At 50.7% G+C, this 19,416-nt stretch carries 16 protein-coding genes and 1 pseudogene; 9 read left to right on the top strand and 8 right to left on the bottom strand.

Translation table 11 applies throughout. The features are described 5' to 3' along the window. The first annotated feature begins 220 nt into the window (after positions 1 to 220). Together X474_RS16805 and X474_RS16810 are read left to right on the top strand one after the other, a co-directional pair. Positions 221 to 778: a hypothetical protein gene (locus X474_RS16805; RefSeq protein WP_052515330.1), complete on the top strand. Its 558-nt coding sequence runs from the start codon at positions 221 to 223 to the stop codon at positions 776 to 778. 186 nt (positions 779 to 964) lie between these two features. After that, on the top strand, positions 965 to 1,567 hold the full coding sequence (locus X474_RS16810; RefSeq protein WP_044350560.1) for a TetR/AcrR family transcriptional regulator: 603 nt from the start codon (positions 965 to 967) through the stop codon (positions 1,565 to 1,567). 459 nt (positions 1,568 to 2,026) lie between these two features. Here the strand turns inward: X474_RS16810 and rbp are convergent, their stop codons facing one another. After that, on the bottom strand, positions 2,027 to 2,296 hold the full coding sequence (gene rbp, locus X474_RS16815; RefSeq protein ID WP_044350561.1) for an RNA-binding regulator: 270 nt from the start codon (positions 2,294 to 2,296) through the stop codon (positions 2,027 to 2,029). An 887-nt stretch (positions 2,297 to 3,183) separates the two neighbouring features. Between rbp and X474_RS16820 the strand changes: the two genes are divergently transcribed. Beyond that, positions 3,184 to 3,996 (top strand): class I SAM-dependent methyltransferase, encoded by an 813-nt coding sequence (locus X474_RS16820; protein WP_044350562.1) that lies wholly within the window; start codon positions 3,184 to 3,186, stop codon positions 3,994 to 3,996. Between the two features lie 104 nt (positions 3,997 to 4,100). Here X474_RS16820 and X474_RS16825 read toward each other — a convergent pair whose 3' ends face one another. The 6 genes from X474_RS16825 to X474_RS16850 all read right to left on the bottom strand — a co-directional run bounded on the left by X474_RS16825 (position 4,101) and on the right by X474_RS16850 (position 10,190). Then, the gene (locus X474_RS16825; RefSeq protein WP_156360815.1) at positions 4,101 to 5,069 is read right to left on the bottom strand and encodes an alpha-hydroxy acid oxidase; all 969 of its coding nucleotides are present in this window, start codon (positions 5,067 to 5,069) and stop codon (positions 4,101 to 4,103) included. 340 nt (positions 5,070 to 5,409) lie between these two features. Then, positions 5,410 to 6,963: a DHA2 family efflux MFS transporter permease subunit gene (locus X474_RS16830; RefSeq protein ID WP_044350564.1), complete on the bottom strand. Its 1,554-nt coding sequence runs from the start codon at positions 6,961 to 6,963 to the stop codon at positions 5,410 to 5,412. Between the two features lie 2 nt (positions 6,964 to 6,965). Next, entirely contained in the window at positions 6,966 to 7,316 is a 351-nt protein-coding gene (locus X474_RS16835) for a 4Fe-4S dicluster domain-containing protein (RefSeq protein WP_052515331.1), read from the bottom strand. Positions 7,317 to 7,366: 50 nt separating this feature from the next. Continuing rightward, on the bottom strand, positions 7,367 to 7,984 hold the full coding sequence (locus X474_RS16840) for a TetR/AcrR family transcriptional regulator (protein WP_052515332.1): 618 nt from the start codon (positions 7,982 to 7,984) through the stop codon (positions 7,367 to 7,369). Between the two features lie 275 nt (positions 7,985 to 8,259). Further along, a complete protein-coding gene (locus X474_RS16845; protein ID WP_044350565.1) occupies positions 8,260 to 9,642 on the bottom strand; it encodes a sigma-54 interaction domain-containing protein in 1,383 nt (460 codons plus the stop codon). A gap of 89 nt (positions 9,643 to 9,731) precedes the next feature. Next, entirely contained in the window at positions 9,732 to 10,190 is a 459-nt protein-coding gene (locus X474_RS16850; protein ID WP_052515333.1) for a DUF2721 domain-containing protein, read from the bottom strand. 818 nt (positions 10,191 to 11,008) lie between these two features. Between X474_RS16850 and X474_RS16855 the strand changes: the two genes are divergently transcribed. The 6 genes from X474_RS16855 (at position 11,009) to X474_RS16890 (ending at position 19,009) form a co-directional block, all read left to right on the top strand. Beyond that, entirely contained in the window at positions 11,009 to 11,212 is a 204-nt protein-coding gene (locus X474_RS16855) for a hypothetical protein (protein ID WP_044350567.1), read from the top strand. A gap of 9 nt (positions 11,213 to 11,221) precedes the next feature. Beyond that, positions 11,222 to 12,343, top strand: coding sequence for a multiheme c-type cytochrome (locus tag X474_RS16860; protein ID WP_044350569.1), 1,122 nt, complete (start codon positions 11,222 to 11,224; stop codon positions 12,341 to 12,343). Positions 12,344 to 12,395: 52 nt separating this feature from the next. Next, positions 12,396 to 12,830 (top strand): rhodanese-like domain-containing protein, encoded by a 435-nt coding sequence (locus X474_RS16865; RefSeq protein ID WP_197282159.1) that lies wholly within the window; start codon positions 12,396 to 12,398, stop codon positions 12,828 to 12,830. 520 nt (positions 12,831 to 13,350) lie between these two features. After that, the gene (locus X474_RS16875; RefSeq protein ID WP_044350572.1) at positions 13,351 to 15,267 is read left to right on the top strand and encodes an FAD-dependent oxidoreductase; all 1,917 of its coding nucleotides are present in this window, start codon (positions 13,351 to 13,353) and stop codon (positions 15,265 to 15,267) included. Between the two features lie 22 nt (positions 15,268 to 15,289). Beyond that, on the top strand, positions 15,290 to 18,043 hold the full coding sequence (gene fdhF, locus X474_RS26895) for a formate dehydrogenase subunit alpha (RefSeq protein ID WP_082464451.1): 2,754 nt from the start codon (positions 15,290 to 15,292) through the stop codon (positions 18,041 to 18,043). 426 nt (positions 18,044 to 18,469) lie between these two features. Next, on the top strand, positions 18,470 to 19,009 hold the full coding sequence (locus X474_RS16890; protein WP_044350575.1) for an AAA family ATPase: 540 nt from the start codon (positions 18,470 to 18,472) through the stop codon (positions 19,007 to 19,009). A 72-nt stretch (positions 19,010 to 19,081) separates the two neighbouring features. On the opposite strand, the pseudogene X474_RS26905 reads toward X474_RS16890, so the two are convergent. Next, positions 19,082 to 19,416: pseudogene (locus X474_RS26905) on the bottom strand (IS3 family transposase); the annotation flags it as partial.

Below are 19,416 nucleotides of genomic sequence, written 5' to 3' on the forward strand. Positions count from 1 at the left end.
GAAAAATATCTTACGTTATCGAAAGCCTCGCAATTCGGCGGGCCGTCATTCGGGGTCCCCGGAAAATCAAAGATTTTTCAGGGGTGTGTCCTTGGCCCGCATTCAGGCTGTTGACAAAGTCCCTCCGTACTTGCTCAGATGCCGTTTTTTTTAAACTAAGACTCTTGCTTTTTCCGGAAAATCCGGTTTATGGTCTTACCAACCATCAATAGGAGAAAACATGCTCCTGGATCAGTACATGCCGCTTTTCCATTTTAGGGAATCACATCAAGCCTTGGTCAGGGCAAAACCGGAGCGGATTTATAAAGTCGCCAGAAGGTTTGACCTTGCCCACTCCCGGCCAAGTAAATTACTTTTTGCCATGAGGGGAATCTCCCGGCAACTTGAAAAAAACCATTCCCGAGACCTTGCGACTCAATACAATTTCAAGGATTTTGAAAAACTGGGTTTTCTGCTGTTGGAGGAAATTCCACCTTATGAATTTATTTTTGGTGTTGCGGGAAAACTATGGGGACTGAAGCCCGAGATAGTGAGACTTAAACAGTCCGAGTTCATCGGCTTTCAAGCTGACGGCATGATCAAAGTGGGAGGCAACCTTCAAGTCAGCCAACTGGGAAATAATCTTTGCCGGGTCTCAACGGAAACCAGAATCTTCTGTTGCGACCTCAAGGCAAAAGGCAAATTCAGGGCCTATTGGACAGTGGTGCGGCCCTTCAGCGGCTTGATTCGCCTGGAATGGCTGCGGCTTATCAGGGATGAAGCGGAAAGCGAAGCCTGAAAACATCAACCGAAGCTCTGTACCGCCCTTCTTTTGTTCCCGCTCTTACCTGGGCAACACCCAAATAACAGTAGTTTTAGCTCATAACTGTCACTCTTCTAAAATCCTGACTAATCGTATTGATCTGCTGTTGACATTTTCAAACATTTTGCTATATTGTTTGAAAGTATGATCGAAAGGACGGCTATGCCTTCAAATGAAAAAAAAGAAAAAATTCTGCAAGCAGCCAGGGTCTGTATAGAACGCTACGGCACCCAAAAAACCACCCTGGAAGATATCGGCCAGATGGTTGGGCTGAACAAAGCCTCCTTGTATTATTATTTTCCCTGTAAAGAAGCTATCTTGATGGAGGCGGCTCTCTTTGAGTGCGAACAGTTTTTAACCCATTTACGGCAGATGGTAAGCCGTTGCGAAAATTCAATCGAAACTGTACGCACCTATCTGGAAGAACGATGTGATTATTATCAAAAAATGATAATCAAACATATCGTCTCCGTGGAAGACCTGTTACGCGGCATTCCCCAATTCGAACTGCTCTATAAGGACAGCCTGGAAAGGGAAATAGAATTTCTGGGTTCGGTGCTGAAAAAGGGAGTGCAAGCCGGACAAATAAAAGAATACCCCTGCCATAAGGTGGCCAGGGCTATTTTGGTGGCTGTCACCGGAATTGAGCGACACTACATCAAGAAAACCCAGTTGAGTGAACTCTCTAAAATCGATTTCGACCAGATAAAAAAAGAAGTTCTGTTGGTAGTTGATCTGATCTTAAACGGTCTCCAAAAGCACTAGCTCATTTCCCTAGTGCTCTCCCGGCCCGGACCGGACCTTAGCACCCACTACATTTCTGGTCCGGGCCCTTTCAAATCCACCCGGCTCATCACCGAACCCCGATCGTGTATCAACAAACCGAAATTATCTTTTAACGAATTAATTTCCGGAAAAATCGTATCGAAGGGCAATCTTGAGATGGAAGGCAAGTGACCCCAAGTTAGCTTATTTTAAAGGGCTGCCCCAAAGGGGTTCAAGACGTTTTACCCCTTTAGCAACCAGGCGCCCTTTTTATGGCACACTATCTTGTTAAAAACGGTTGCTTGTTTTGCAAGGCTTTTTTGCGCGGAAGTTCCAGCGCAAAAAAGCCTTATTTCACCTCTGGCTTTGTTTCCGGAGCTTTCCGTGAATTGAAAACTGCTTGCAAGCCTTTTTCAAACCACCCTTGGCGAAATTTCAGGTTTTGCCAAGTTTGCATCATCACCAGCGGCGAGGCGGCCTGGGCTCGCGGGGGCGCGCCTCATTTACCCGCAGGGTTCTTCCGGCAAAGACAGTGCCATTCACAGACTCAATGGCAAGTTCCGCATCTACCGACGCCATTTCAACAAAACCAAAACCGCGCGACTTGCCGGTTTCCCGGTCGGAAATTACCCTTGCTGAATGGACTTCGCCAAACTGCTCAAAAAGTTCACGTAATTCGTCTTCAGTGGAACTGTAAGACAAGTTGCCGACGTAAATACTCTTTCCCATTTGACTAAGACTCCTATATAGATAAACTGCGCTCCTCCACCTCAAATAAGGAGCGCTTGGCACACTTAAGTTCCAAACTTTTTTATATGGGATTTATAAAAAATCAAACGGAACTCGCTGGCAAGATGAATCTTTCTCTTTATTGATTACATAATTCACACTATATATTTAGCGGGGAAAGTCAAATACTTTTTTAACGCTATTTCCCGGTTATCTAATTTAAAGATGATGTCTATAAAGACATAATAAATAAAATAGTTAACAAGAACAGTTAGTTAAAGCAACGCAATCATCCACAAAAAACGAACCTCTTTTTGAAATACATTTAAAAAAAACAGTGGTAAAGATACTTACCCGTATCATTCATTGTGTTAAAAAATCGCCTTCATATCATTTAGTGAACCAGCAGTTCAATTTCTGATACAAAACTATTAATGCCCCCTTCAATGTTTTTATGTTCCAGTTAATATCCCAAATGGAATTTGATGAGCAGAGTCAGATCATATTTATAATTGCGCTATTAAACCTTTTAACTTCTTGAAAATAATGCTGGTATATCAGAATACAAGCAAAGGCAATCCTAAATACCTTCTAATCCGTTCATCCTTTTTACCGATCCGATTAAAAATAATTATAGGAACAAAGCCGTTATTAAGAAAATCGTATTGTCGTAACGTCCACATAGTGGGAAGATGTCGGATAATTAGGGGTAAGGCATCCGACTATCTTATGATACTTAGCTGACTCATACCCTGGTTTTGGCAGGAACAATCCGGCGCACCCGGCGGGTTGATTTTGGCGATCTGCCGAAAAAACCTAAAAAGAGTAACAAAAATTCCACAACCCAATCTGTAAACCATGCTCTTATTTCCGAAAGGCCCGGTCATATGCAAAGCGCAGACAGCTACTATAATAAACTTGTTTTGACCAACCCGCTTCGCGAGCCCCTGTTTCGTTCGATTGTCTCATCCCTCAGCCTGCCCCGGGGCAGTGAGGGACTGGACGCAGGATGCGGAGCAGGCCTGCAAAGCCTGATTCTGGCGGAGGCAACAGGCCCCAAGGGAAGGGTCACCGGAATTGATATCTCCCCTGATCTCATACATCACGCTCGAAACGCCATAAAAAAAAGAGCATATGCAGATTTTGTCCGCTTGCTGCAGGGAGACTTAAACCATCTCCCCTTTAAAGAGGCATCTTTTGATTGGATCTGGAGCGCGGATGCGGTCGGTTATGGCGACCATTCCAGCCTCCGGCAATTCTCCGAACTGTCCAGGGTGCTTAAACCGGGCGGCACGGCAGCCATACTCGCCTGGAGCTCTGAACAACTTCTGCCGGGCTATCCGGGGCTTGAAGCAAGATTAAGGGCTACCGGGCCCGGCTTGGCCCCCTTTTCCGAACGCACCAAACCAGAGGAGCATTTCCTACGTGGGACCGGACTGTTAAAAAAAGCGGGCTTTGCCTATGTCTCGATCAAATCGTTTTTGGGAGATGTGCAGGGGCCTTTGGACAATGAAAATCGCATTGCCCTGGAAGAGCTTTTGGCCATGCGCTGGCCAGGGGCGGAAAAGGAGCTGGGGCCAAAAGAAGCCGACCTGTTGGAAAGGCTTATTTCCCCTGATTCAAAAGACTATATCCTGAAACAAAAAGACTATTATGCCTTTTTCACCTACACCATGCTTTTTGGAGTTAAAGGCGAATAGCAGCCTTGGAAAACAGCATCTAAATCTTGCCGACACAGCCCGTTGGGGCTTTACCTGCAAGGTCAAAAGAGAAGGGTGGTGAAGCGCCGACACACCGGCTTTTTTCACTGCCCCCCCAACTTGAGCAGACAATCGGGGGTTATCTTTTCGATACAGTCAACCCCGGTCATGACCATAACCCTTTTTAATTCCAAGGTGATCTGATTAATCACCTGAAAGACCCCTTCTTCGCCATCCGCAGCCAGGCCATAAAGCACGGGCCGTCCCAGGCCCACCAGGTCCGCGCCCAGGGCCAAGGCCTTGAACACATCTGTTCCGCGTCGGAAACCGCCATCCACAAATATTGGTATGCGCCCCCTGATCACCCGGGAAATCTCCGGCAACACCTGCAAGGGATGGGGCAAATAGTCAATGGTGTGCGCCCCGTGGTTGGAGACCATAACAGCGTCTGCACCGGCCTCCAGGCTCAAGGCTGCATCCTCCTTGGAAAGCACTCTCTTAAAGACCAGCTTACCGGGCGTCATGTCCCTCACCTTGCGCAAAAAATCAAGGGAAGGCGGTCTACAGTCAGAGGCGATTATGCGGTCATGAACCTTGGTTCCCTGGCCGGTATCCACTTCAATCCCCACCCAGCGCACTCCTGCTTCCCGGCAATGCTCAATTTTACGCAGGATCTTTTCCCTATCCGCATAGCATTTGACGCTTTGAATGTGAGGCGCGCCCTTGCAGACCAGCTCTGACAACTCCTTTGGCATAGGGGAGCCGGTCCACATCATTGAACCGGCCCGTTTCAAGGCCCGGGAAACCTTGAAAAGCCCGTTTTGGGCCATGGCGGGAATCGGCATGGTCATGGCGCTCATTATCACGGGAGCCAAGAGGGTCTCTTCCAGCACCGTGGTTTTGGTGTCGGCAGTCTCAGGCCCGTTTATGGCTCTTTGACGCAAGGCATAAGAATCCATGACAGTGCGATTATTTTTAAGCACCCATCCGGTTTCCACTCCCTGGATAAAAAAGCCATAATCGGCAGCCAGCATGGCCTTTTTGCCCTGATTGTAAAGCTCTGTGAGTTCCATAATTTTCAACCAAAGGCCCTTTAGAGTTAGAAACAACTTTTAAGATCACGTATTAAAAGGCAGACGACTATTTAATAATAAACAACGGACCCGGGTTTTGTCTTTGTTTTTGGGAAGATTAAGTCTTCGAAAAGTAATTTTTTCAGGTTTTGGCATTATAAGATTCACCGGACTGACTCTTTTAAAAAAGAAGCATCCCCGCAACTTATTGTGCATCTACACTTGAAGGAAAAACGATAGGCAAAATTATTATTCAGTTGGGCCGCTATATTGAAAGCCGACGCCGGGCGGATAAACATTCTCCACCCGGCGTTTAGCTCCCCCATCAACCGCCACAGGCTTATCTTTGCAAGGGTTTTGCAAGGTAATCATGACGCGGCGGCATGAACCTCAGGACAAAAAGCATGCCTATAAAGCCCAATACGCAGATAACCCAAAAGATCACCATCCATCCGTCCATAAAGCTGTTTCTGGCCAAGGACAAAAGCCCCTGTCCAATCTCTTCGGGCAGGCTGCCGGCGCTGATCACCGCTCCGCCCAGGGATTCCCTGGCAACCTGGGCCACCTGCGCCGGTAGAGCGGCTTCCGCCTTGAGCGCCGTGTCCATCTGAGAACGATAAACACTGCCCATCAAAGAACCCAAGGCGGCAATCCCCAGAGCTCCCCCCACCTGAAAAGATACATTGCCTATGGCTGAACCGACCCCTGCCCTCTCCTGCGGCAGAGATTTTAAAACCACATTGAGCGCCGGGGGCATGATGTTGCCCTGGCAAAAGCTGAAAAGCCCCACATAGGTTCCAATGAGCCAGAAGGGGGTGTCGCTAAGCCAAAAGGCCATCAGGGGCGCCAGTGCGGCCATTCCTGCGAATCCCGCAGCCACCACGCTCCGAGCGCCCCAGCGCATAACGCATTTATTGCTGAATACCGAGCCCAGGGCATATCCCACGGCCACCGGCAGAAAGCGAAGACCGGTCTCCATGGGCGAGTACGCCTTGACAAACTGCATATAAAGGGTGAGGGCGAATAAAGACCCGAACATGGCAAAGGTCATGATGGCGATGCTGCCGCCGCCTGCCGAAAAATGTGGATCCTTGAAAAGGGACAGATCCAACATGGGACTTTTGGCCCTTATTTCCCGCAATATGAAAAGCCCTCCGCAAACCAGGGACAAAACCAGAGACTGATAAATCAGGGGGTTTTTCCAACCCAGGTCTCCCCCTTTTATTATACTGAACACAAGCAGGAAGACGGTTGCCGCCGACAAAAACGTCCCTGGTAAATCCACACCGCGCTTGATCCGGGCCCTACTTTTGGGAACCAGGAAAAAACCCGCGATCAAGGCGATTATGACTATGGGAACATTGATCAGAAAAACGGCGCTCCAACTGAAGTGCTCTAAAAGCCAGCCGCCGAGAAGCGGACCCAGCACTACTCCCAGGCCGTTCATGGCTCCCCAGGCCCCAATGGCCTTACCTCGTTCCTGTGGAGAAAAAAGGCCCGAAATAATAGCCAGGGTGGCGGGTATGATCATGGCTCCGCCCAAGCCCATAAAAACCCGAGCAGCCACCAGTTGCTCGACGGAATCGGAGAAAGCGCCGAAGAGACTGGCCAAACCGAATACCGACATGCCGACGCGCAACATAATGCTGTGGCCGACACGATCACCAAGAGCGCCCATGGTTAGAAGCAAAGAAGCGAAAGTCAGAATATAGGCATCGACTATCCATTGCAGCTCGGATATGCCGGCGCCCAGTCGGCGCTGCAAGGTGGGCAGGGCCACGTTAAGCACCATATGGTCCAGCACCACTATGAGAACGGCCAGGGCCAATACTGAAAAGGCCCACCATCTCAAAGGATTGTACGCCTCCTCATTAGTTTTTGACTGGTCGGGCATTTTCAATCTCCCTTAATTAGCGGGCTGAACCTGATATGCGCGCAGGTCGCTGGATGTTTTTTGATGGCGCGCTTGCGGCAAGCTGCAAGGCACCGCCCGCAACATTGACAGTCACTTTCATGAACCACAAAGGCGATCAGCATGTCATGACGCTGAATCTTTTTGCGGGTTAGCCAACCCAGTCTCTCAAAATCCGCGGAGTCGATGCGGCGCAACTGCAAAACCCCTTGCAAGCAAGCTTCAACACAGGCTCCGCATGCCTTACAATGCCCGAGGTCGATAACAGGCAGCCAATCTCTCCTGTTCATTCCGGCTGATGGGCAGCATTCCGTATATTTTTTCTGCTCAATCATTTAATTACCCTTTTTCCCAAAAAGCAGAGTTCCTCTCCGCCCTGGTCAAATCAATTCTGCTTAAGCCAGCTCCGCAGCAAGTCGAACATGGTTTCCAAATGGCGTCGGCGCTCCCCGGTCTCTAAGATGCTGTCCGCAGTGGTGTGCAGCACTGAAAAAACCAATTTGGCAGCGACCTCGATTTCCACGGGACGACAGGCTCCGGACTCAATCCCCGGGCTAAGCATTCGGCTGACAGCCTTTAGGCCGGATATGCTTTCATCAAGGGGACGATCGGCAATGGGTCCGTGGAAAACCGCCTTATGCAGCTCACCAAGTCCAACGACGAAATCAATAAAAAGAACGCACTCCTTTTCAAAGGCCTCCCACCAGCCCGATTGCAAGTTAACCGGAAACCTGACTTGCATCTCAACCAGGTATTTCGTGAGGATATGGGCACGAACCTCGTAAAGCAGATCATCCCAAGACGGGAAATAAAGATAAAAGGTCCCCTTTGCCGCACCTGCCGCTTTTGTCACATCCTGGACCCGTGCGTTACGGGGGCCCAATTCACGCAGCACTCGCAGCGCGGCCTCCAGCAGCTCAAATTTCCGCTCGTCCGGGGGAAGTCGCCGACGTGCGCTGCCGCAGCCTTTAACTCCCTTAGTGTTGTGCTTTGTTTCTCTCATTTAATGACCTCCGGTCACTAATATAATGACTGGCGGTCATTAAATCAAGAACACCGGGTAAAACAAAACCCTATGACCCTATAACTATTCAATACCACTAAAAAATTAATTAGATGTCTGAAATATGCTTAACAAAGGAAAGGTACTTTTCAGAAAGGATTAAGGAGAAAAAAATGCAAAGAGAGGCACCTTTAAACAATTAATTCTAATACCACATCAAAAGAATTGTCATTACAAAGGCATTGTTATGGGCTGACTTGCCGCCTCATCCGGGTTCAGTTTATAACTTTTTCCAGGCTCACATCATACTTACGCATGCGGTTGAACACAGTGGCGCGGCTCACCCCCAATATACGGGCAGCCTGTGACTTGTTGCCCTGAGCCTGGCGCAGGGCCTCGATAAGAGCCTCCTTTTCCGGATTAGGCTTAAGGCCCGCTCTTTTCCGCGGCAACCCGTCTTTTATATTCACCAACTGATTAGGGAGATGTTCCATGGTGATCTGGCCTGACTCGGCCACCACAAAGGCAAACTCAAGGGCGCTTTTCAATTCGCGAACATTGCCCGGCCAAGAGTAGCTCATAAAGCAACGCAACACCTCAGGCGAAATCCCGGTAATGTTTTTTTGGGTTGAGCCCGCCAGATCCTCCATTATGGCGCCGGCCAAAAGGGGGATGTCTTCCAACCTGTCCCGCAAAGGAGGCAAATGAATGGGTATTACATTTATCCTGAAGAAAAGGTCTTCCCGGAAACGGTTTTCCGCCACCAGGGCGGCGAGGTCACGGTTGGTGGCGGCGATGATGCGCACGTCCACCAAGATGCCGTGGTGGTCCCCCACCCTTTCCACGGTTTTGGTTTCCAAAACCCTCAAGAGCTTCACCTGGGTGGTAAGGGGCATATCCCCCAACTCATCCAAAAAAATGGAACCGCCGTGGGCAGCCTCAAAACGGCCGGGACGATGACGATAAGCCCCGGTGAAAGCGCCTTTTACATGCCCGAAGATCTCGCTTTCAAAGAGGGATTCACTTAAGGCCGCGCAGTTGACCTGTACAAAAGGCCCCTTTTGGTTATCACTCAAGGCGTGTATGGAGTGAGCAACCAAGTCCTTGCCGGTGCCGCTTTCTCCCTGAATCAACACCGGAGCCGAAGAGGCGGCGGCCTTTTCCACCAGGTTAAAGACCCGACGCATGGCCGCGGACTCTCCCACCATGCCCTGAAAGCCCTTTTTATTCCGGTTTATCTGCCTGGACAGCTCCCTGATTTTACGTTCCTGGGCGGTCAGCTGGGAAAGGTCGGTCAAGGTCTCCACCGATCCCAGAACAATTCCGTTTTCATCCCTCAACACTGCCGCCTTTTTCCAGATAGGCAGCCAGGAGCCGTCCTTGCACTGGATATCGCAGCGGGTGGATTCCATTTTATTATGGGCGCGATCAAAAAGCAGGCACCAGTTACGGCTGGCCGGGGTCCTCACCCTGGTGCAGGCGTCACAATTAAAGACCTGGCAGGAGCGCCCCACCAGGTCTTCTTTTTCATAGCCGGTCATATTGAGAAGCGCCTGATTCACCATCCTTATCACACCGTCCGGCCTGATTAAAACCAGTCCTTCACTCATGGTGTCCACAATAAGGGGCCAGTACTTGGTAAGTTGATCGTCGGTCATTTACTTTATGCCGGTTACAGTCCACCAAATCAGATGCCAACTAAGTCGCCGAGTTGTCGCTTAAACAATAAACCAGTTTTTCACTTCATTTACAACTCAATGCCCGCACGCTTGCGGGTTTCGTTCTGCAGTGAACGCAAGGTCAAAAAAACATCGGCCAAAAGATAGGCCAACGAGGTGACCAGGCAGATAATACTGACTCCGAACAAAATCTCCAATGCTCCGTTAACACGTACATCAAAGACAAATGTGACGAACAGTAAAAGAATCATTACCGCCACAAAAAAAATACTGGCCACGCTCATGCCAATGGCGGTGCGCAAGAATGCGGCCCTGCGTAAGAAGATTTTGATCTGCTCGGCCAGGTAATCCTTTTCACCTTCTTTAGCCTCTGAAATCTGCCTGCATAAAACCCGCACCCTGTCTATGGGTCTGGCTAAACGGTTAGTCATTGCCAAAAGCAACAGCCCCACTCCGGAGATAACCACACAAGGCGCCACACAGGCCTGCAACACAGGCATCAATTCTTCTATTGCCATGATATTCATGGTCTTTTTACTCCAACCCCTCAAAAAATATGCCGAGTTTCACCAGTCGACCCACACGCCGACCGCCCGCGAGCACGCATTTTAACAGCGTACAAAACAGGCATGGTGGTGAAACCCGGCCTAAACAGCATAGACAATTTAATATATCACTAACCTTTGAAAAACAAAGAGCCTGGTCCATTTATTTAAAAACTTTTCCCTGCTGAAGGAATTATTAAAAATTAAAAAAATTTATCCCTGCTACATACTATATTCATCATTTTTATGAACTCGCCCTAATCGAACTGAAAACATTTTTTTACTTTCCCGGCCTACTCGCTGCAAAGTTATTTCCCTCACTTTGATCCGCTCCCCTTGTAAGCCATTCAATAGGAGGAAGCCGCTAACCGGTCTTCCTTGCCCAAAAGCAGCGCAGACCCAAGCCACTCACTAAATCGAAACCTTCAGCACATTGATTTAGCATGCTATTTACCCATTGTTCCATTTACCTTCTCAATAACCTATACCGTCAATAGACTAATTTGACACCTGTTTAAACATATGTCTATACACCTGCACACTTCAGGACATTCCCTATCTCAACCACGGAAATAAACGGTATCGAAATTGTCGCAATAATTTCAAATGTTTTTCATAATGTAGCAATTTGGGCATTGTTTTTGCGTATATACCGAGCCAAACGGGCGCACAGACGCAAGTTCCCCTTCGGGATCGGCTCGTTAAGATGCCCTTCAACTTCGGATCATGGGAAATCCACCCAAGGCTCCGGAGTTTTTACGGGATCTGTTTTGTGTTTAATTTCACAAGAGAGGAAACCAGTGACACCCTCAAAGCTCACCCTGTTCTCCCTGGCCGCGATCAGCGCCCTGGTATTGGTGCTGGCAAAAGCGCCCGCACCCGAGGCTTCCTCGCCCAACAGTTGTGTTGAATGCCATACCAGCGCAGGCAAACTCATTAACCTAACCCGCGATCTTCACAAAGACACACCCAAGGTTGAGGACAAATCCGAAGGCCCCGGCTGAGGCGGAGTTGTGGAGCAGTTGGCTCCTCACGAAAAGGTCTTTGTGGATGAAGAATTCCTGGAAGATGAAAACCACGCTGATCTGACCTGCGCCGACTGTCACGGCGGCAACCCCGGCTCCACGGATTTCAAGGCGGCCCATAAAGGCGTGCAAAGAGATCCGTCATACCCGGCGCCGGGAGTATGCGCGGACTGTCACGATCGGCAGAGCGAAAACTACCGGACCAGCCTGCATTACAGCCTGGCTCCCTTTGAAAACACCATCATGACCAGGGCCACGGACAACCCGGAGATCAAGGCCGGACTCAAAACAGCCATGGGCAACCACTGCGCCAAATGCCATGCCAGCTGTGGCCAGTGCCATGTCAGTAGGCCGGATTCAGTGGGCGGCGGTTTCTTATCGGGTCACATTATCAGCAAAAACACCCCGGAAAGGGAGACTTGCACCGCCTGCCACGGCAGCAGAGTGGGTGAGGAATATTTCGGGGAAAGCAAATCTGAAAACCCACCTGATGTTCACAGGCAAAAGGCCTTTATGAAATGTAAAACCTGCCACAAGGCAGAGGGGCTCCATGGCGACGGCAAGCTATATTCCCATCGCCGTCAGGTGGAGAGCGCACCTACGTGTAGGGACTGCCACGAAGAAATCTATTCCGATAAAGGCCGGAACCAGGACACCCATGAAACCCACAAAGACAAGGTGGCCTGCCAGGTCTGCCATTCACAGACCTATCAGAACTGTTATGGCTGCCATGTAAACCAGAACCAAAAAACTAAAGCCTGTTACTTTAAAGTGGATAAGCATGAATTCAATTTCAAGATCGGCCTGAACCCAAACAGGAGCAAAAGGCGCCCCGAAACCTTTGTCACCTTGCGCCATGTGCCCATAGCCAAAGACACCTTTGAATTTTACGTGCCAAATGCATTGGGTAACTTTGATCGTCTTCCCACCTGGAAGCCGGCGACGCCCCATAATATCAGGCGTAAAACTCCGCAAAACCAAAGTTGTGACTCTTGTCACGGCAATGTGAAGCTCTTTCTCACGGCCAAGGACGTGGACAAAGAGTATTTAGAGGCAAATAAACCGGTGATCGTACCAAAGGAAATGATCCCGGAAAAAATGGGGGAATAACCGCCCCTGGAACCACCCCTTTTGGGAAAAAGCAACTTAGGAGGATTCGGAAATGAAAAAACAAAACATCTTTACCTGCTTCATCATGGCCCTGGTTTTGAGCCTCTCCCTTGGCGCGGCAAGCGCTTTCGCCGCCACCTATGGCAAAAACCTGGTGACCGAGGCAAAAAAGCAGATCAAGGTTGTGGACCTGGAGACAGCCAAGAGCAAACTGGGGCAAAACGGCTGGGTCATCCTGGATGTGCGTACTGAAAAGGAATTCAAAAGAGGCCACCTGCCCGGAGCGGTAAACATTCCCAGGGGCAAGCTGGAGTTCGCCATGCAGGACAAACTGCCGAACAACAACGCCAATATCCTGGTCTATTGTAAAAAAGGCGGACGGGCCGTGCTGGCCACCAAGACCTTGCAGAATATGGGCTATAAAAACGCGGTCTCCATGTTCCCCGGCTTTACGGATTGGATGAAGGCGGGCAACCCGGTGAATTAGCCCTATTCCGACTTATCAGCTCCCTATCATTAGTTATAGCCCCGGCGTCTCAGACGAGATGCCGGGGCTTAACCCGGCCTCAAGACTCTCACTCCCCCTTTTGATCCCGTTTCTCTGCATGGCAATTCCTAAATTAGCCATATTCACATTGGAAAAATTGACTTTTCAGTATTTTTTCAGATTCCGGGGCCTTTTGATCCCCCAAAAAGTTAAATGGCGGGAGAAATTAAAAAAATTTTCGCCGCCGACCGATTTCCGCAAATTCTACCTCTGAATACGGCCCTAAAAGACGGCATTGATACCACAATGACCCTTTATTGGTCGTTAGTTTTCTTGACATAGCCTGTGAAATAGTGAATGCTTTGCTGTGAGTTTTTAAAGCCGGGCAGCGCCTGGCCGGGAAAGTCTAATTGCCAACATATGCCATTAATGACATAATAGCGCCCGAGGCACTAACAGGGGGGATTTATGTCTATAACCTCCCCTGCATCTCCTGACTATGATGAAAGGAAAACCCGCCATGGCGGAGACACTGTTGAACACTTGGCGCAAGCAAAAAAACGCCTCTGATCCCAAGCCCCCCGAGTCTGCCTTCCCCGCTGAACGCCCCATAAAGGCCTTTATGGGCTGGGACGGTGTGATGATCTGGGACGAATCCGTAAATATAGTGGATATGGCCAGGTCCTATATGGAACAAGCCGCCAAGGAATCCTGCGGGCAATGTTTCCCCTGCCGTCTCGGCACGGAGCGCATGAGCCGCATCCTGAACAATATCTGCCAGGGCAAGGGCAAGGAAGCGGATCTTGCCAGCCTGGAAACCTTGGCCAGGCAGGTGCATGAAACAGCCCGTTGCGATATTGGCCGGACCTCGCCTTTACCTATTCTGGATCTTCTGACCCACCGCAAAAAAGACTTCCTGAAGGTTATTGAACAGGGGCTTACCGTGGAAAGGCGGGACTACACAGCCAGGGTGACGGCCCCTTGCATGAATGCCTGTCCCTCCCATGTCAACATTCCGGGCTATCTCGAACAGATCCGCTTTGATCGCTGGGACAAGGCCCTTGCCATTGTGCGGCAGGACTGTCCCATGCCCGGCACCATCGGCAGAGTCTGCGTGCGCCCCTGTGAGTTCAACTGCCAGCGCACCAAAATGGAAGAGCCCTTGGCCATCAAGAGCCTCAAACGCTTTATAGCAGACCAGGAAATCGCCCATAAGGCGGAGCCCGAGTTTGAAACCGCCGCGGCAAAGCCGGAAAAAGTGGCGGTTATCGGCGCCGGGCCCGCCGGTGTTTCCTGCGCTTTTTACCTTGGCCAAAACGGATATAAATGCACTGTATTTGAAAAAGACCTGGAGCCCGGCGGCATGGCCGCTTTCGGCATCCCGGACTATCGCCTGCCCAGGCCTGTTTTAAGGCGCGAGGCGGAGATAATTAAAGGCCTCGGCGCCGAAATCCAATATGGAAAGACCCTGGGAGAGGATTTCACGGTTCAGAGCCTTTTGGATGAGGGCTATAAGGCCGTATTCCTGGGCCTGGGAGCTCCGGCCGCCTCCAGCATGCGCTGCGAAGGTGAAGATGCCTGTTACATGGGCTTTTTGCCGGGCATAGACTATCTGCGCCAGGCGGCGGAAAACAAAAAACCGCTTTCCGGGGAGCAGATTCTGATCATCGGCGGCGGCAACGTGGCCATGGACTGCGCCAGAACAGCCAGAAGGCACGGATTCAAAGAGGTCCATGTGATCTACCGTCGCACCAGGGCTGAAATGCCCGCCGATCATGTTGAAATTGAGGAAGCAGAGGAAGAAGGAGTGCAGTTCCACTTCCTGGTGGCTCCCTTGAAAATCCAGGCCAAAAACGAAAAGATAACCTCCCTCAAATGTCAGCGCATGGAGCTGGGCGAGCCCGATGATTCAGGCAGGCGCAGGCCTGTTCCGATTGAGGGTGAGACCTATGAAATAGAATGCGATGCCATTGTGCCCGCCATTGGCCAGGTCTGTTGCGTGGATATTGCGGTGCCCGAGGCCGAAACCACCCGCTGGAAGACCCTGGTGGCTGACGAAGCCACGGGCCAGTGCACAAATCCTCCCCTTTTTGGAGGCGGCGATTGCTTAACCGGCCCATCCAGCCTTATAGCCGCCTTGGCGGCAGGCAAACGGGCAGCCTATTACATGACCCAATATATGGAAGGGGAAAGCTGCACCATTTCAGATAAAGATCTGATGGACAGTTTCTATGAAAATTTGGGCGTCTTTAACTTCAAGGAAAAACTACCTTGCAAGGGGTTCTCTCCCAGACTGCCCCTGCCCGCCCTTTCCCCTGAAGAGAGGGTCAAAAACTTTGAAGAGGTCGAGGAAGGTTATACGCCGGAGCAGGCCCGAAGCGAATCCGCCCGTTGCCTGCGCTGCTACAGAATTGGTGTTGCCGCTTTAGGCAACTGATTTCATCTGGAGATGAGAAGTTATGCCGGAATTAACCATTAACGGCCATCGGGTAGAGTTTACCGAGGGCCAGACCATCCTGGAGGCTGCCAAAGGGCACGGGATAAATATCCCCACCCTTTGTCACCTCTTTGAGGCGGATCATTCGGGTTACTGCCGTATCTGTGTGGTTGAGGTCAAGGGTAGCGACCAACTGTTGCCTGCCTGCGCCACCCCGGCCAATGAGGGCATGGAAATAAAAACCCATTCCCCCAAGGTGATTGAGGCCAGAAAAACCATTCTGGAAATGCTCCTTGCCTCTGGGGACCACAACTGTCTGGTGAGCGAGATGCCGCCGGACGAGTGGTCTGAATATCAGCTCGAGGCCATGCAGCGGCCCTGGCACCAGGAGTTGTGTCCTGCTCACGGCGATTGCCGCCTACAGGACCTGGCCGTGGAATACGGTGTAAACACAGGCCATTTTGAGCCGGTCCATAGGGACTTCCCCTTGGATGACACGCATCCCATGATCGTGCGGGATTTCAGCCGCTGCATCCAGTGCGGACGGTGCGTGGCGGCCTGTAATGAAATTCAGGTGAACCAGGCAATACCTGTTCCCTTTGGCCGCAGGGAGGACCACCCAGAAGGCTGGTATCCCCTGGCTGACTATGACAAATGCACCCACTGCGGCGAATGTGTCCAGGCCTGCCCGGTGGGGGCCTTGTTCGAAAAGAAATCCTTTGGCAAGGCCTATGCCAATGATGTGGAGCTGGTGCGCACAACCTGCCCCTACTGCGGTGTGGGCTGCCAGCAATGGCTGCATGTCAAAGACGGCAAGATCGTCAAGGTCACCGGCGTGGAAAAGGGCGGCCCCAACCAAGGCAGGCTCTGCGTAAAGGGCCGCTTCGGTTTTGACTTCATCTATTCCGACCAGCGGCTCACCTCCCCCTTGATCAAGGAGAACGGTGAATTCCGCGAGGCTTCCTGGGATGAGGCCCTGGATCTGGTGGCGAACAAATTCACCCAGATCATAAAGGATCACGGACCGGACGCCCTGGCCGGGGTTTCCTGCGCCAGAAGCATAAACGAAGATTCATACCAAATGCAGAAGCTGTTCCGCCAGGTGTTCGGCACCAACAATATCGACCACTGCGCACGTACTTGACACGCTCCCACCGTCGCCGGTCTGGCGACAGCATTTGGTTCCGGGGCCATGACCAACTCCTTTGTGGATTTTGGCAAGGCCAAGATGTTTTTGGTTATCGGGTCCAACACCACTGAAGCCCACCCTGTGGCCGCCACCTTTATGAAACAGGCGGTCAGAAAAGGGGCCAAGATGATTGTGGTGGACCCCAGGAAGACAGGTATAGCCCTGCACGCCGATCAGCACATCCCGCTTAAGGTGGGAAGTGACGTGGCGCTTATCAACGGGCTGATGAATGTGTTGATCACAGAAGACCTTTATGACAAGGACTATGTGAATAACTGCTGTGTGGGTTTTGAGGCGCTGAAAGAAACGGTGCTGGAATATCCCCCGGAGAGGGCCGCCGAGATCTCTGGCATTGATGCGGATACCATCCGGCAGGTGGCCAGGGATTTGTCCAAGGTCAAGCCGGTAATGCTTGTCTACACCCTGGGCATCACCGAGCACACCTGCGGTGTCAACAACGTGCTCTCCTGCGCCAACCTGCAGATGCTCTTGGGCAATGTGGGCTTTGAGTGCGGAGGCGTCAACCCCTTGCGCGGGCAGAACAACGTGCAGGGAGCCTGTGATATGGCCGCCCTGCCCAATGTTTACCCCGGTTATCAGAAGGTGGTGGACCCGGCTATCCAAGAAAAATTCGGCAAGGCCTGGGGCATTGATCCCAGCCCCAATAACGGGCTTATGATGCCCCAGATGATGGACGGTCTGGTGGACGGCAAGGTCAGGGGTTTCTATATCTTTGGCGAGAACCTGGCCAATACCGAGCCTGATATCAGGCACGTGGAGCATTGTCTGGAATCGGCCGAATTCCTGGTCTGCCAGGATATCTTCCCCACAGAGACCACCCGCTTTGCGGACGTTGTCTTCCCCTCGGCAGCCTGGAGTGAAGACGACGGGACCTTTACCAACTCCGAGCGCAGGGTCAGCCGGGTGCGCAAGGTCTCCGAACCGCCGGGACAGGCCAGGCCCAACTGGTGGATCTTCAAGCAGCTGGCCAAACGCATGGGCTTTGACTGGGAATCAGACTCCAGCCAGGAGATCTGGGACAATGAGGTAAGCGAGCTGGCTCCTCAGATGAAGGGCATCAAATACAGCCGCATAGAGATGGATGGTCTGCAATGGCCCGTGCCTGATATCAACCATCTCGGCACCTCCTTCCTGCACAAGGACGGCTGTTTTACCTGCGGCAAGGGGAACCTGACCCCGGTTGAGTGGACTCCCCCAGCCGAAGTGGCAGATGAAGAATACCCCCTGGTATTGAGCACCGGGCGCAGGTTGTATCATTACCACACCCGCACCCAGACCGGACGTTGCGAGGGCTTGAACGATCTTCTGGGCGAGGAAACCGCCGATATTTCGGCCGCGGATGCCGAGGCCCTGGGCATCACCCAAGGCGAACGCATCAAGGTTTCCTCCCGCAGGGGCGAGGTGGAGCTGACCGCCCGCATAACGCCTGAGGTGCCCAAAGGCATGGTCTGGATGGCTTTCCACTTCCGGGAGGCCTGCGCCAACTGGCTCACCAACCCGGTTTACGACCCGGTATCCATGACTGCGGAATACAAGGCCTGTGCCGTAAAGATTGAAAAACTCTGATTTTTTTAAATCAATAACCCAAACAGGAGGCGCTTTTAAGCGCCTCCTGTTGCGTTCACCCCCTAAAAAAATGAACAATTCACCTACGGCAAAGCCAAGCTTAAAACCGCCCCAAGATGCGTTTACAACACCGGCGATTCTCATTGGCTTGGGGTGAGAAGTGGACTGTTTTTTGGGTATGACATTTGCTAAGCCAGACCGGCTAAGTCAGGGTGTGCTTTGAGCGCGCTGGCCAGGGGCCAAACAATTTTGGCTGGGTCACTCATCTGGGGAGCATTGCGCCCCTTTTGAAATGATGGTATTTTTTACCATCAACCGTCCTTACATTTTTCCCAACCTGCGCATTTTCACTATCCAAACGTTACCTTGGTAGACAAAAAAACGGAAAACACAAGACTAAACGGTAAGGCAAGCTAAGAGGGCTAAATGCATAATTTATTTGTATTTACCGGTGGCCCCGGTTCAGGAAAAACAACCGTAATCACGGGGCTTCATGAATTGAATTTTCAATACGCAGATGAAGTGGGGCGAAAAGTAATTCAGCGCCAAGTAGAGCAGAATGGCAGCGCACTGCCTTGGTTGGATAAAGGCCTTTTCCGTGATGAAATGATAAGAGAAGAAATTAGGAATTACAACCGTTATCAGAGATCAAAGCAACCGGTGTTTTTCGATCGGGGTATTGTGGATTCATACGGTTATTCTAAACTTGAAAAATTGATGATCCCTGATGAGCTTGTTCATTACTGCCAAAAATTACGATACAACAAAAAAATATTTGTGTTTCCCCCTTGGAAAAAAATTTTTATTAATGACACCGAGCGGAAACAGAATTTTCCTGAAGCAGTTGCGACATACAATGAAATGGTAAAAGCATATGAACTTTTTGGGTATTCTCTGTTTGAGGTCCCGAAAACTTCAGTTTCCAAAAGAATTAAATTTATCTTATCGGCCATTAGCAACGACTAATCGGGGCATTAAAACGGCGGTATAAAATGTGATTCGTAGACATGATCCCGCCCATGAACAACGGACAAACAATTAAGCTACTTTTTTCATTTCATAAGCCAATGGGCTGATATGTCCATTGGCACTATGCCTCTTGGTTCGGTTGTAGTCCACCTCAATATACTCAAAGACAGCCTGGCGCATGTTTTTCCTGGTGTCGAATCTTTCCCCGTGGATCAGTTCTACTTTCATGGAATGGAAAAAGCTCTCGGCACAGGCATTGTCATACGGGTTGCCTTTGCCGCTCATGGGGCAGATCAGTTTATGCTTTTGATCAGGGCCTGATATTTCTCTGAGCAGTATTGGCTGCCTCGATCAGAATGCAACTTCACGCTATTGGGCATGCACCTGCGCCACAGAGCCATTTG

The organism is Dethiosulfatarculus sandiegensis (assembly GCF_000931935.2).
GTDB classification, from domain to species: domain Bacteria; phylum Desulfobacterota; class Desulfarculia; order Desulfarculales; family Desulfarculaceae; genus Dethiosulfatarculus; species Dethiosulfatarculus sandiegensis.

Coding starts and splice junctions, on each gene's coding strand:
- X474_RS16805 (WP_052515330.1), top strand. CDS start 221: ATGCTCCTGGATCAGTACATGCCGCTTTTCCATTTTAGGGAATCACAT.
- X474_RS16810 (WP_044350560.1), top strand. CDS start 965: ATGCCTTCAAATGAAAAAAAAGAAAAAATTCTGCAAGCAGCCAGGGTC.
- rbp (WP_044350561.1), bottom strand. CDS start 2,296: ATGGGAAAGAGTATTTACGTCGGCAACTTGTCTTACAGTTCCACTGAA.
- X474_RS16820 (WP_044350562.1), top strand. CDS start 3,184: ATGCAAAGCGCAGACAGCTACTATAATAAACTTGTTTTGACCAACCCG.
- X474_RS16825 (WP_156360815.1), bottom strand. CDS start 5,069: ATGGAACTCACAGAGCTTTACAATCAGGGCAAAAAGGCCATGCTGGCT.
- X474_RS16830 (WP_044350564.1), bottom strand. CDS start 6,963: ATGCCCGACCAGTCAAAAACTAATGAGGAGGCGTACAATCCTTTGAGA.
- X474_RS16835 (WP_052515331.1), bottom strand. CDS start 7,316: ATGATTGAGCAGAAAAAATATACGGAATGCTGCCCATCAGCCGGAATG.
- X474_RS16840 (WP_052515332.1), bottom strand. CDS start 7,984: ATGAGAGAAACAAAGCACAACACTAAGGGAGTTAAAGGCTGCGGCAGC.
- X474_RS16845 (WP_044350565.1), bottom strand. CDS start 9,642: ATGACCGACGATCAACTTACCAAGTACTGGCCCCTTATTGTGGACACC.
- X474_RS16850 (WP_052515333.1), bottom strand. CDS start 10,190: ATGAATATCATGGCAATAGAAGAATTGATGCCTGTGTTGCAGGCCTGT.
- X474_RS16865 (WP_197282159.1), top strand. CDS start 12,396: ATGAAAAAACAAAACATCTTTACCTGCTTCATCATGGCCCTGGTTTTG.
- X474_RS16875 (WP_044350572.1), top strand. CDS start 13,351: ATGGCGGAGACACTGTTGAACACTTGGCGCAAGCAAAAAAACGCCTCT.
- X474_RS16890 (WP_044350575.1), top strand. CDS start 18,470: ATGCATAATTTATTTGTATTTACCGGTGGCCCCGGTTCAGGAAAAACA.